Here is a 12,940-nt window from a genome sequence, read left to right as displayed (position 1 = left end):
CCCCCTCACTGACAGGTATAGACCAATGCTACGTTGGTCGAGCAGACCGCGCAGTCCTTGACCTCCCGTCAGAGGAGAAGCCATGCCCTCCCCTTCGCGGGGCGGCGGCCCGGCCGCCATGCCCAAGTACCAGCGGATCGCCGCAGCGTTGCGGCGCGAGCTCGACCTCACCGCACTCACTCCCGGCGCCCGGCTGCCCTCCGAGCGCAGCCTCGCCGCACGCTACGAGGTCAACCGGCAGACCATCCGGGCCGCCCTCCAGCACCTGAGGGAGGACGGCCTCGTCGTCACCGGCCGCCGCGGCACCCGCCCGGCGTTCCCGGTCCCCGCGGGGCGGCCCCCGGCGGCGTCCCCGGCCGGCCACCCGGCCCCGGTTCCGGCCCCGGTTCCGGATCCGACCCCGCCCCAGGCCCTCGCGCAGGCCCCGGCGGCCGGGGCTGCGCCCACGCCGACGCCGGCGCCCGTCGGGGATCCCGCCCAGGCCTGGCTCACCCTCGTCACCCTGGCTCCGGCGCTCGCCGAGCAGCTCGGCATGCGCGGCGGTGAGCAGACCCTGGTCCACCACCACCGCGAGAGCGGCCCGACCGGCCAGACCCGGCGGCACGCGGTGACGTACCTCTGCCCCCGCACCGTCGTCCGGACCCCCGAACTGGCCCGCTACCGGGACCGCCTGGTGGCGGGCGTCCGGGACGAGGACCTGGGTCCCCTGCACCACTGGCTGGAAGGGGCCGCGCGGGCCGGCCGGGTCGCCGAGACCATCACCATGACCCGGACCAACTCGCCGCAGGCCGCGACCCCGGGCGGGCTCTCCGTACGCCGCACCCTGCACGACGCCGCCGGCCGGCTGCTCGCCGTCACCGATCTCGCCTTTCCCAGCTGGGACCGGCTGACCTTCGACCGGTCCCCGGCCGCCATCGGCTTCCGGGTGACGTAGGCCGTCCCGGCCCGGGCCGTACCGGACCCGGCAGGGTGAGGCGGGGCGGGGTGGCCGGGTGACGCGGTCGCGGGAGCGGGTGTCGGCGTGGACCGGGCCGGTGTGGACGTGCGTTCGTACGCACATGATCATCTCCCGTACCGGCCTGGCCACCGGGCTGCTCGCCGCGCTCTCCGCCACCGCCCTCGGCCTGCCGTCCGCCCTGGCCGCCGCGCCCGCGCAACCGGCGGCCGAGCCCCCGCCGCCCGGCCACGTCCTGCGCAGCCGCACCATCGACCTCGACCTGGCCGACTACCGCTGGCTGTGCACGGACCAGCCCTTCGGGACCCCGCGCAGACACACCTTCAGGCCGTTCTCCGACACCTCCCTCGAGGTGGTGGAGTCCGGCGTCGAGCGGGACCCGGCGGGGAGCGCCGTCAAGTGGAGCGGCGAGGTCGTCAAGGTCGACGGGCACCCGGTCGGATCCGGGGGTGCACCGCCGGGTGGTGCTGTCGACCACCGGAGTCTGCGACCCCGGGGCCGCACCGGACACCGTGGGCGTGGACGCACTCTTCGACCTGGGCGAGAGGGCGTACCGCATCGCGCAGCCCCGCAACGAACCGGGCCGGCTGCTGATCACCGAGGAGGACCCCGACCTCCACGTCAAGCCCCCGCAGGACGACGCGGACCCGCAGTACGAGAACCCCGACCCCGCGGTCATCGCGGAGGCGCGCCGGCAGCTGATGACCCGCGCCGCGTCCGCCGCGCCGGTCGTCATCGACATGGTGGTCGGCTACACCCCGCGCGCCGAATGGGGCATGGGCGGGGAGGAGGCGATGCTCGCGCGGATCGCCTTCGCCGAGACGAGCATCAACCACGCCTTCGCCGACAGCAACATCAAGGCGAGCGTGGACATCGTGGCCACCTACAAGGCCAACTACTACGCCCCGGCGGACCAGGAGACCGCGCCGGTCGTCCACGGCCTGCTCTCCAACCCCAGGGAGCCCCGCCTGGGCGCCCCGGCCGCCGCCCTGCGCGAGAAGTACGGCGCCGACCTGGTCTCCCTGATGATCGAGGTCCCGAACGGCACGAGCAGCGGGCAGGGCAACCTCCCGCAGCCGCCGAGCGAGAAGACCGACGACCAGGCGTACTCGGTGGTCGACTACCGGACCGTGGCGCTCTGGTACAACTTCGGCCACGAGGTGGGTCACAACCTCGGCCTGTGGCACGACCGCACCACGCTGGACGAGCAGGCGGGCGGCGCCGACTACCGCCCCTACCTGACGACCCCCTACAGCACCGGCTACATCACGCCCGACCGCCGCTTCCACACGCTGATGGCGTACTCCTCGGCCTGCGGCGGACCCTGCACGGCCGTCAACCAGTACTCGAACACCGAGAACACCTGGGACGGCCAGCCCCTCGGCGACGCCTACAACAACAACGCGGCCGTCGCCCGGATCACCACCCCGGTCATCGCCGGCTACCGCGCCCCCGCCGAACTCCGCCTGCGCTACGCCCTGACCCTGGGCGAGGGGCTGCGCCCCGACACCTGGGGCCCGTACCGGCCGGGGACCTCGATCAAGGTGACCGCCACCCCGCCGCGGGGCTACCGGATCGCCGCGTGGGAGCTGGACGGGCAGCGGTACGCGATCACCGCGAACCAGGTCAACGTCACGATGGACGGGGCCCACGACCTCAAGGCGGTCTTCGTCCGCGTCTGACCGGGCCGTTCGGGCCGTTCGGGGCGTTGGGGGTGTTCGGGCCGGTCGGTGCGTTCGGTGCGGTCACGTGCTGGTGTGGACGTCCCCGGTGGTGGTGGAGGTGATGACCGCCCGGCGGCCGAGGTCGCCCGGCGGGATCCCCGGGTGGTGGCCGCCCGGCCGGCCGGCTCCCGGGGACACCCCGAGGGCGAGGCGCGAGACGATCCGGTAGCGGTCGCCCCGGTACACGGAGTGCACGTACTCCACGGGCCGGCCGGTGGAGTCGGTGGTGAGCCGCTCGATGAGCAGGGCGGGGGAGAGCAGCGGGACGTCCAGCAGCCCCGCCTCCCCCTCGTTCACCACCGTCGGCTCGATGGACTGCTGCGCCTCGTGCACGTACACGCCGTGGTGGTCGCGCAGGTGCTCGTAGAGGTCCCCGGCCTCCAGCTCCGCCGGGGTCAGGGCCGGTACCAGATCGGCCGGGATGTGCAGGTGCTCGATGGCCATCGGGGCCCCGTCCACCAGGCGCAGCCGGGCGATGTAGAGCAGGCTCGCACCGGGGGAGATGCGCAGGCGGCGGCCGATCCGGGCGCCCGCCTGAACGGTGGAGTACTCCAGGATCCGGCTGGACCAGTGGCCGGACGCCTGCCGCATCGCGAAGGCCGCCTCGTCGGCGGCCAGTTCCTGGGTGATCTTGGCGGGGGCGACGAACATCCCGCGCCCGTGCTCGCGCACGAGCAGTCCCGTGGCCACGAGCTCGTCCACGGCCGCGCGCAGGGTGGGACGGGAGACCTCCAGGGTGGCGCACAGGGTGCGTTCGGAGGGGATCGCGTCGCCGGGCCGCCGGATGTCTATGAGCCCCAGCAGGTGCTCGCGGACCCGTTCGCGCTTGAGTACGGATCCTGACGGGTCGGTTGCGTCCTTCGTCATGGCCCGCCCCCATTTCTCTCTGCTCACCTGTCCAACTGGTCATGTGCATCTAACCACTCGGGGAGGTGGGTGGGCGAGGGGTCCGTCGAAATCATTCGAGCCGTACGGGGTTGACGGCGCACTCGGGCCGTGTCACCTTCTAGCCACTCAGCTAACCAATTGGTCAGTTGGTCAACTCCCCGTCTCGCCCCGGTGAGTTGACGGAACAGCCAGGTGAGGAATCCCCGAGACCGTGACCGACGCCCTGACCGACGCCGTGACCGACCCCGCGACCGCCTCCGCGACCGATGCCGTGGCCGGTGCGGCCGCCGCTTCCCTCCGCCCCGACCTCGCGCTCGTCCCGCGCCCCGACTCGGTCACCGCCCTGCCCGGCCGCTTCACCCTGGACCACCGCACCGGACTGCGCGCCGGACCCGGCGCCGAGGCGGCGGCCGACCTGCTGCGCGAACTGCTCGCCCCCGCCACCGGGTTGCCGCTGGCCCCGGACCCCGACGGGCGGATCGCCTTCCTCCTGACCCCCGGGGACACGGCCCCCGGCGAGGAGCCCCTCGGCCCCGAGGGGTACGCCCTCACCGTCCGCCCCGACTCCGTCCTGCTGCGCGCCGCCCTCCCCGAGGGGCTGCTCCGCGGGGTGCAGACCCTGCGCCAGCTGCTGCCGCCCGAGGCGCTGGCCGCCGGGGCACCGGCCGCCGGGGGCGCGCAGCCCCGTACGCCCGCCGCCGGCTGGTGGATGCCCTGCGTACGGATCACCGACCGGCCGCGGTTCGCCTGGCGGGGAGCCCTGCTGGACGTGGCCCGCCACTTCCAGCCCGTGGCCTACGTACGCCGCTTCGTGGACCTGCTCGCCCTGCACAAGCTCAACGTCCTGCACCTCCACCTCACCGACGACCAGGGCTGGCGGATGCCGGTCGAGGCCTACCCCCGGCTCACCGAGATCGGCGGCCGGCGCGCCGGGACCGCGGGCGACGGGATCCCGCACGAGGGCGCCTACACCCGCGCGGAGCTCGCCGGGCTCGTCGCCTACGCGGCCCGGCGCGGGGTGAGCGTCGTACCCGAGATCGAGATGCCCGGCCACGCCCGCGCCGCCCTCGCCGCCTACCCCGAACTCGGCAACCGGCCCGGCGTCCGGCTGGACACCTGGACCCGCTGGGGGGTCTGCGAGAACGCCTTCGGGGTCCACGACGCCGTGCTCGACTTCTGCCGGGGCGTGCTCGACGAGGTCGCGGACGTGTTCCCCGGGCCCTACGTCCACCTCGGCGGGGACGAATGCCCCCGGGTGGAATGGGAACGCTCCCCGGCCGCCCGCGCCCGGGTCGCCGCCGAAGGCCTGCCCGGCCCCGGCGCGCTCCACGGCTGGTTCCTCGGCGAGGTCGCGGCGCACCTGGCCCGGCTCGGCCGCCGCCCGCTCGGCTGGACCGGGACCGGCACCGAACTGCCCGCCTCCTTCACGGCCCTGGCCTGGCTCGACGCGGAGCACGGGCGGGCCGCCGCCCTGCGCGGCCACGACGTGATCATGACCCCCTACCGCTCCACCTACCTCGACTACCCGCAGTCCGCCGACCCCGGCGAACCGCGCGGCCAGGACGGCGGCGTGCTCGACCTGCGCGGCGTCTACGACAACGACCCCGCCCCCGCGCACTGGGAGCCCGAGGCCGCGCGCCGGGTCCTCGGCACCCAGGCGCAGCTGTGGACCGAGTACGCGCGCACCCCGGCCGAGCTCGAGTACCTGGCCTTCCCGCGGCTGTGCGCCCTGGCCGACACCGCCTGGTCGGCGCACCGCGACTGGCCGGACTTCCTGCGCCGCCAAGGCCACCACCAGACCCGGCTCGCCGCCCTCGGCGTGCGCGGCCGATCCCTTCCCTCCCCCCACCCCGAGAGGAACGCAGCATGAGCACCCCGACCCGTGCCCCGAGCCACACCCCGAGCCGCAGCCCCCTCCGCAAGCGCCGTACGGCCCTGGCCCTGGCCATCGCCCTGACCGCCGGCCTCGGCTCGGCCGCCCTGACGGCCCTGCCCGCCAACGCCGCGGCCGACTCCGTCAAGGTCCAGTACCGCACCAGCGCGACCGGGGCCACCGCCGACCAGGCGGAGCCCTGGTTCAAGGTGGTCAACAACGGCTCCGCCGCCGTCGCCCTGAGCCAGGTCAGCTTCCGCTACTACTTCAAGGCGGACGGCGCCGGCACCCAGTACCGGTACGCCTGTTCCTGGGCCGTCAAGGGCTGCGCCAACATCACCGGCACCTTCCACACCATGGCCGCCCCGACGGCCACCGCCGACCGCTACCTGGAGATCACCTTCACAGCGGGCGCCGGCAGCCTCGCCCCGGGCGCCGACACCGGCGACATGCAGCTGCGCTTCCACCGCGCCGACTGGCAGACGCTGCGCCAGTCCGACGACTACTCCTTCGACGCGTCCCGCACCGCCTACGGCGACTGGGACAAGGTGACCGCCAAGCTGGGCACCGGCACCGTGTGGGGCACCGCACCCGGAGGCAACGTCCCCGACCCGACGCCGACTCCGACCGACCCGACCCCTACCCCGACCGACCCGGGACCGGCCGGAGCCACGCTCTTCGACGACTTCAACTACGCCTCCCACACCGACCCGGCGATCGCCGCGCACGGTTGGAGCGTGCGCTCCAACGCGGGCGGCCCCGGCGTCCCGGGTGCCACCTGGGCCCCCGAGAACGTCACCTTCGGGCTGGAGGCGGGCAACTCCATCATGAACCTGGAGACCTCCACGGCCGGCACCGGCGCGAGCACCAAGCACACCGAGATCCTCACCCAGGCCATGAAGTTCAAGAACGGCACCTACGCCGCCCGCGTCAAGTTCAGCGACGCCCCGAGGTCCGGCCCCGACGGTGACCGCCTCGTGCAGACCTTCTTCCCCATCAACGACCTCAAGGCCCCGATGGCCGACGACTACTCGGAGTACGACTTCGAGTACCTCCCCAACGGCGGCTGGGGCGAGCCGGCCAACATCCTGTACACGACGTCCTGGGAGACGTACCAGGCCGACCCGTGGGTGGCCGTCAACCAGCACACCGAGTCGAGGCAGAGCTACGCCGGCTGGCACGACCTGGTGCTGACCATCGACAACTCCACGATCAAGTACTACGTCGACGGGCAGCTCTTCGGCACGCACGATGCCAAGTACCTGCCCGAGCGCGGCATGTCGATCAACTTCAACCAGTGGCTGATCGACCTCAACGGCCAGACCAGCACCACCCCGCGCTCGTACGACCAGAGTGTCGACTACGTCCTGCACGTCAAGGACCAGGTCCTCACCCCGGCCCAGGTCGCGGCCAAGGTCGGCGGCTACCGCACCGCGGGCACGGCCTTCGTGGACGAGGTCCCGGGCGGCTGACCCGCGGCCGGACGAGGGTGGTGCGCTCCGGTGACCGCTGCCCCGGGGCGCACCACCCGTCGGCCGTTCAGAACCGCAGCGCCCACGCGTTCAGGTATCCGGTGTGCCCGGCGAAGGCGTCGAACACGCGCAGTCGCCACACCCCGGCGGCCGTCTCCGAGGAGGCGTCGACCGTGTACAGCCCGACGAGGTCGCTCTCGCCCCAGTCGGTGTACTCGTCCTTGATCGGGTACACCGACCCGTCGGGTGCGATCAGGTCGATCCGCAGGGTTCCGGAGTCCGGGTGCTTGACGTACACCTCCACGTCGAGCTTGGAGGGCGCGCGGCCCGTCACCTCGCTGACCGTGATCGGGGACCTGATGGTCTTCAGGTCCCCGACCGCGTAGTTCTTGGTGTTGGAGAAGCGTTTGCCGAGCACCCGGTTCGGCGCGCTGCCCATGTAGAGGGAGCGGTCCGGGGAACCCGTACCGCGGTTGAGTACCGCCCCGGTGGTGGCCTTGGTCTTCAGGTAACTCGCCACCTGCGCCGGCGTGGCGGTGCGGTTGAGGGAGAGGTAGACCGCCGCCGCGCCCGCCACGTGCGGGGCCGCCATCGAGGTGCCCGACATCACGGTGCTCCAGTCGTCACTCCAGTAGGCCGCCGAGGTGATGGAGTCGCCGGGGGCGAACAGGTCCACCAGCGAACCGAAGTTGGAGTACCCGGAACGCGCATCGTGGGTGGTCACCGCCCCGACCGTCAGCGCCTGGGAGACCCGGGCCGGTGAATGCGTGGAGGCGTCCTTGGACTGGTTGCCGGCGGCCACCGCGTAGGTGATGCCGGAGGCGATGGAGCCCCGGACGGCCGCGTCCAGCACGGCGTCGGGGTCCCCGCCCAGGCTCATGTTCGCGACGGCCGGCTTCACGGCCTTGCGGGTGACCCAGTCGATTCCGGCGACCACCTGCTCCGTCGTGCCCTCGCCGTTCCAGTCGAGGACCCGGACGGCCACCACCTTCGCCTTCTTGGCCACTCCGAAGGTGGTGCCCGCGACCGTCCCGGCCACGTGCGTGCCGTGCCCGTGCAGGTCATCGGCCACGTAGTCGTCGTCGATCGCGTCGTAGCCGTACCGGGCACGCCCGCCGAAGTCCTGGTGGCCGATGTTGACCCCGGTGTCGATGACGTACGCGGTCACGCCGGTGCCGGCCGAAGTGGGGTAGGTGAAGGAGTCGTTCAGCGGCAGCCTGCGCTGGCCGATCCGGTCCAGGCCCCAGGACGGCGGGTCGGGCTGGACGGTGTCCAGACGCAGCTTCCGGTTCTGCGCGACCGTGGTCACGGCCGGATCGGCCGCGAGCCGCCGGGCCTGGCGCTCCGTCATCCGGACGGAGAAGCCGTTGACCGCCGAGTCGTACGTCCGGTCGACCGTGCCGCCGAACCGTTCGACCACGGCCCGGCCCCGGTCCGTACGGGAACCCGCGCGCGCCGGGTCCAGCATGACGAGGTAGCTGTCGCCGACGGCTCCGGGAGCTCCGGCGTACAGGACCACCCCCTCCGGCGGGGCCGCGGCCGAGGCCCCGGTGTCCACCCCGAGCGCGAGCGCCGAGGCGAGTGCGAGCGCGGCTCCGTACCGCCGCAATAAGCGTGATCGCTTGATCATGAAATCGGACCCCCCTGAGTCGTCCGCTCAGAGTGCTGCCTTCACAAGCTCCGCACAAGAGCCCCGCGCGGGGCCGGTGCTGGGCCCGCAGGGGCCCCCGCGGGCCCCGCGCGGGAGGAATCAGGCCTTAGGGATTGGGGTCCTTGTCCTCTTAGCGCCACCCGTTTACAGAACGGAATCTTTATGTGCGACCCCCTCCGAATCCGGACGAAAGATCCACCATGAAGAAGACGAAGGCAGCGCTCTGGGAATTCCTCCAGGGCCTGGGCAAGACCTTCATGCTGCCCGTGGCGCTCCTCGCCTTCTGCGGCATCATGCTCGGCGTCGGCTCCTCGCTCTCCAGCCCGGCCGTGCTGCAGAACCTCTCCTTCCTGGACAACGAACCCCTCCAGCTGGCCTTCACCTGGATGTCCAACACCGGACTGGTGGCCTTCAAGTTCCTGCCCGTCCTCTTCGCGATGGCGATTCCGCTGGGCCTGGCACGTGAGGACAAGGGCGTCGCCGCCTTCTCCGGTTTCGTCGGCTTCGCCTCCATGAACCTCGCCGTCAACTTCTTCCTCACCACCCGCGGCGTGGACTTCGAGGACAAGGGCGAGATCGCGCACTACGGCATCGCCGACGTGCTCGGCGTGAAGTCCATCGACACCGGCCTGCTCGGCGCGGTCGCCGTCGGTGTGATCGTGGCCCTGCTGCACAAGCGCTACCGCACCAAGCAGATGCCCGACGCACTCGCCTTCTTCGGCGGCCTGCGCTTCGTCCCGATCGTCTCCGCCCTGGCCATGAGCATCGTCGGACTCCTCGTCCCGCTCGTCTGGCCCACCCTCGGCAGCTGGATCGCCTCCGTCGGCACGGGCATCGCGCACGCCGGGGTCTTCGGCCCCTTCTTCTTCGGCATGGGCGAGGTACTGCTCCGCCCGATCGGCCTGCACCACATCCTGGTCGCCCTCTTCCGCTTCACCGACGCCGGCGGCGCCGGGGTCGTCTGCGGGGAGAACGTCAGCGGCGCCCTGAACCTCTTCTACGCGCAGCTGTCCTGCCCCACCCCCTCCGGCGCCGCGCACACCGCGACCCAGTTCCTGTCCCAGGGCAAGATGGCCGCGTACCTCGGTGGTCTGCCGGGCGCCGCGCTGGCCATGTACCACTGCGCGAAGCGGACGATGCGCCCGGAGATCAAGGCGCTGCTCATCTCCGGTGTCGTGGCCTGTGTGGTGGGCGGGGTCACCGAGCCCCTCGAATTCCTCTTCCTCTTCATCGCCCCGTGGCTGTACCTGATCCACGCGGTCCTGGTGGGCCTCGGCTTCCTGGTCTCCGCCGTCCTCGGCGTGTACATCGGCAACACCGACGGCAACATCATCGACCTGCTGGTCTTCGGAGTCCTCCAGGGCACGACCACCAAGTGGTACCTGGTCCCGGTGATCGCAGCGATCTGGTTCGCCGTCTACTACTTCCTCTTCCGCTGGGCGATCACCAAGTTCGACCTGAAGACCCCCGGACGCGACGACGAGCCCACCGGACCCGCCGCGGCGGACGACGCCGTCGACGCCGACGCCCCCAAGGCGGAGCTGGTCGCAGGCAAGTACGACCCGGTCGCCATCCTCGAAGCCCTCGGCGGCCCGGCCAACATCCACGCCCTCGACAACTGCATCACCCGCCTGAGGATGACCGTCGGGGACGCCGCCCTGCTGGACGACGCCCGGCTGAAGAAGCTCGGAGCCATCGCCGTGGTCCGGCTCGACGACCACAACGTGCAGGTCATCATCGGCCCCCAGGTCCAGTCCGTGAAGGACGCCATCGCCAAGCTCACCCCGGTCGGCTGAACCCATGACCCCCACCCATGACGCCGGCACCTACGACTTCGACGCGCCGGTCGACCGGCACGGCACCTGGTGCACCCAGTGGGACTACGTCGAGGACCGCTTCGGCGCCGCCGGCCTGCTCCCCTTCACGATCTCCGACATGGACTTCGAGTCCGCCCCCGAGGTCCTCGCCGCCCTGCGCGGCCGCCTGGAGCACGGGGTCCTCGGCTACTCCCGCTGGCGCCACGAGGACTTCCTCTCCGCCGTCCGGCACTGGTACGCCACCCGCTACGACACCCCCGTCGAGCAGGACCGCATCGCCTACGCCCCCGCCGTGCTCTACCAGGTCGGCCGGATCCTGGACCTCTGGTCCGCACCCGGCGACGGGGTCGTGGTCCACACCCCGGCCTACGACGCCTTCCCCCGCCTCCTCGCCGCCCGCGACCGGGACGTGCGCGGGGTCCCCCTCCACGACTGGGACGCCCTGGAACGGGAGTTGGCCCGCACCGACAGCACCGTGCTGCTGCTCTGCTCCCCGCACAATCCGACGGGCCACGTGTGGAGCGGGGCCGAGCTGGAGCGGATGGCGGAGCTGTGCGAGCGGCACGGGGTCGCGGTGATCAGCGACGAGATCCACTCCGACCTCGCACACACCCCGCACCGCCCCTGGGCGCTGCACGGCCGCCCCGGCAGCCGCTGGGCCATCGTGACCTCCGCCTCGAAGTCCTTCAACATCCCGGCACTGACAGGCAGTTACGGCATCTTCGGTGACACGGAGTCCTGCGAGCGCTACCTCACCCTCCTCAAGGACGCCGACGGACTGTCCTCCCCGGCCGTCCTCTCCGTCGCGGGACACATCGCCGCCTACCGCGAGGGAGGGCCCTGGCTCGACGCGCTCAACACCTACGTCCGGGACAACCTGCGCATGGTCGGCGACCGCCTGGCCGAGGCCTTTCCCGGGCTCGACTGGCATCCGCCGAAGGCCGGCTACCTCGCCTGGATCGATCTCCGGCCCCTCGGAGTTCCCGACGAGGCGCTCCAACGTGAGCTGATTCATACCGAGAAGGTGGCGATCATGCCCGGAACCGCCTACGGGCCCGAAGGCGCGGGCTTCGTGCGCCTCAACGTGGGCTGCCCGCGCTCCAAGGCCGAGGCCGGCGTCGAGGCCCTGATCCGGGCGCTCCGCACCACCTCGGGAGCCGCCTCCGCAGCGGCCTCGGGGGCCTGCGCCGCCAAGGCCACCGGGCCCGCCGCCGAAGGGAATTGACCGGACGGCCGAGGGAACAACGGCCGGACGGCCGATGTGCGACCGGAACGGAGCCCTGCCGTAAATGCGGCCGGGCTCCGGCCGGTTGATCTAGGAGGAAGGGAACTGGGGAACGGATCCGGAACCGGCTAGGGTGTATGCCCATCAAGGTCATGCGCCGCAAGCCGACCAGCCCAAGGAGCGACCCCGTGCCGATGCCCACCCCGTTCTCCCATACCGCCGGCCCCCTTCCCGGCCCCCGGACCGGCTCCCTTCCCGGTGCCGTTCCCGGCCCCCGCACCGGCCCCTGCGCCGGCCGGCCAGTCGGCCCCGGCACCGGTCCCGGTGCCGGCAGAGCCCCGAGCCCCGGCGACGGCAGAGAGTCCGCCACCGTGCTGCCACCCCGGATCGCGGAGCCCCGCGAGGTGGCCCCGGCGGACGCGCGCGAGCTGACGCGGCTCTTCTTCCGCCGGCTCCACGAGCTGGACGAGGGCACCCCCGAGTACCGGTACGTCCGCGAGACCCTCATCGAGATGAACATCTCGCTCGTTCGGTTCGCCATGCGCCCCTTCCGCGGCCGTGGCGAAGGAGGCGATCTCGAGGACCTCCTCCAGGTCGGCACCATAGGCCTGATCAAGGCCATCGACCGGTTCGACCCGGCCCGCGAAGTGGAGTTGGCCTCCCTCGCCATGCCGTACATCACCGGCGAGATCAAGCGGCACTTCCGCGACACCAGTTGGGCCGTACGCGTCCCGCGCCGGCTCCAGGAACTGCGCATCGACCTGGCCAAGGCGAAGGAGGAGCTGACCGCGCTCCTCGACCGGCCGCCGACGGTCGCCGACCTCGCCGCACACCTCTCGCTCACCGACGAAGAGGTCATCGAGGGACTCGTCGCCGCCAACGGCCACACCAGCGGCTCCCTCGACGCCCCGGGCTCCGAACACGCCGACGGCCGCACCGAGGGCCACAGCCTCGCGGAGACCATGGGGGCCGAGGAGCCCGCGCTGGAGCGCGTCGAGGACATCCAGACCCTGGCGCCGCTGCTGGAACGCCTCAGCGACCGCGAGCGCCGCATGCTGGCGATGCGCTTCGGCGAGGAGCTCACCCAGGCCCAGATCGGCGCCGCCCTCGGCATCTCGCAGATGCAGGTCTCGCGGCTCCTGACCCGGGTGCTCGCCCATCTGCGGGCCTCGATGCTCACCGACCCGGAGCTGTCGGCAGCCGGGTCCCCGCAGCAAGCGGAATCCGGTTGCGAGGGCGCAGCCGCGTACAAGGACGGCGACGCAGCGTAAGTGACATGACTCACTTAACCGTTTGCAGAGGTTAAGCAGGGGCATGAGCGCTGCTGGAGCGGAC

General features: G+C 72.2%; 9 protein-coding genes. 7 read left to right on the top strand and 2 right to left on the bottom strand.

Translation table 11 applies throughout. The features are described from left to right. Positions 1-82: 82 nt before the first annotated feature. Together ACODT5_RS18425 and ACODT5_RS18420 are read left to right on the top strand one after the other, a co-directional pair. On the top strand, positions 83-934 hold the full coding sequence (locus ACODT5_RS18425) for a winged helix-turn-helix domain-containing protein (protein WP_422520393.1): 852 nt from the start codon (positions 83-85) through the stop codon (positions 932-934). Between the two features lie 470 nt (positions 935-1,404). Further along, the gene (locus ACODT5_RS18420) at positions 1,405-2,637 is read left to right on the top strand and encodes a M12 family metallo-peptidase (protein WP_422520392.1); all 1,233 of its coding nucleotides are present in this window, start codon (positions 1,405-1,407) and stop codon (positions 2,635-2,637) included. Between the two features lie 63 nt (positions 2,638-2,700). Here ACODT5_RS18420 and ACODT5_RS18415 read toward each other — a convergent pair whose 3' ends face one another. Next, positions 2,701-3,546 carry a GntR family transcriptional regulator gene (locus ACODT5_RS18415; protein WP_422520391.1) on the bottom strand — a complete coding sequence of 282 codons (846 nt, stop codon included), beginning with the start codon at positions 3,544-3,546 and terminating at the stop codon, positions 2,701-2,703. 292 nt (positions 3,547-3,838) lie between these two features. On the opposite strand from ACODT5_RS18415, the gene ACODT5_RS18410 reads away from it, so the two are divergent. Continuing rightward, positions 3,839-5,437: a beta-N-acetylhexosaminidase gene (locus tag ACODT5_RS18410; RefSeq protein WP_422524959.1), complete on the top strand. Its 1,599-nt coding sequence runs from the start codon at positions 3,839-3,841 to the stop codon at positions 5,435-5,437. Beyond that, positions 5,434-6,912, top strand: a complete 1,479-nt coding sequence (locus tag ACODT5_RS18405) for a cellulose binding domain-containing protein (protein WP_422520390.1) — start codon at positions 5,434-5,436, stop codon at positions 6,910-6,912. The genes ACODT5_RS18410 and ACODT5_RS18405 overlap by 4 nt, the downstream gene beginning before the upstream one ends. 67 nt (positions 6,913-6,979) lie before the next feature. Here ACODT5_RS18405 and ACODT5_RS18400 read toward each other — a convergent pair whose 3' ends face one another. Next, positions 6,980-8,542, bottom strand: a complete 1,563-nt coding sequence (locus tag ACODT5_RS18400) for a S8 family peptidase (RefSeq protein ID WP_422520389.1) — start codon at positions 8,540-8,542, stop codon at positions 6,980-6,982. A gap of 221 nt (positions 8,543-8,763) precedes the next feature. On the opposite strand from ACODT5_RS18400, the gene malX reads away from it, so the two are divergent. The 3 genes from malX (at position 8,764) to ACODT5_RS18385 (ending at position 12,876) form a co-directional block, all read left to right on the top strand. Continuing rightward, positions 8,764-10,359, top strand: coding sequence for a maltose/glucose-specific PTS transporter subunit IIBC (gene malX, locus ACODT5_RS18395; protein ID WP_422520388.1), 1,596 nt, complete (start codon positions 8,764-8,766; stop codon positions 10,357-10,359). Positions 10,360-10,363: 4 nt separating this feature from the next. Further along, positions 10,364-11,605, top strand: coding sequence for a MalY/PatB family protein (locus ACODT5_RS18390; protein WP_422520387.1), 1,242 nt, complete (start codon positions 10,364-10,366; stop codon positions 11,603-11,605). A 371-nt stretch (positions 11,606-11,976) separates the two neighbouring features. Next, the gene (locus tag ACODT5_RS18385; RefSeq protein WP_422520386.1) at positions 11,977-12,876 is read left to right on the top strand and encodes a SigB/SigF/SigG family RNA polymerase sigma factor; all 900 of its coding nucleotides are present in this window, start codon (positions 11,977-11,979) and stop codon (positions 12,874-12,876) included. Positions 12,877-12,940 lie beyond the last annotated feature (64 nt).

The organism is Streptomyces tatrensis (assembly GCF_049310065.1).
Taxonomy (GTDB): Bacteria; Actinomycetota; Actinomycetes; order Streptomycetales; family Streptomycetaceae; genus Streptomyces.
This window is presented reverse-complemented; position numbering and strand designations above follow the sequence as displayed.

Coding starts and splice junctions, on each gene's coding strand:
- ACODT5_RS18425 (WP_422520393.1), top strand. CDS start 83: ATGCCCTCCCCTTCGCGGGGCGGCGGCCCGGCCGCCATGCCCAAGTAC.
- ACODT5_RS18415 (WP_422520391.1), bottom strand. CDS start 3,546: ATGACGAAGGACGCAACCGACCCGTCAGGATCCGTACTCAAGCGCGAA.
- ACODT5_RS18405 (WP_422520390.1), top strand. CDS start 5,434: ATGAGCACCCCGACCCGTGCCCCGAGCCACACCCCGAGCCGCAGCCCC.
- ACODT5_RS18400 (WP_422520389.1), bottom strand. CDS start 8,542: ATGATCAAGCGATCACGCTTATTGCGGCGGTACGGAGCCGCGCTCGCA.
- malX (WP_422520388.1), top strand. CDS start 8,764: ATGAAGAAGACGAAGGCAGCGCTCTGGGAATTCCTCCAGGGCCTGGGC.
- ACODT5_RS18390 (WP_422520387.1), top strand. CDS start 10,364: ATGACCCCCACCCATGACGCCGGCACCTACGACTTCGACGCGCCGGTC.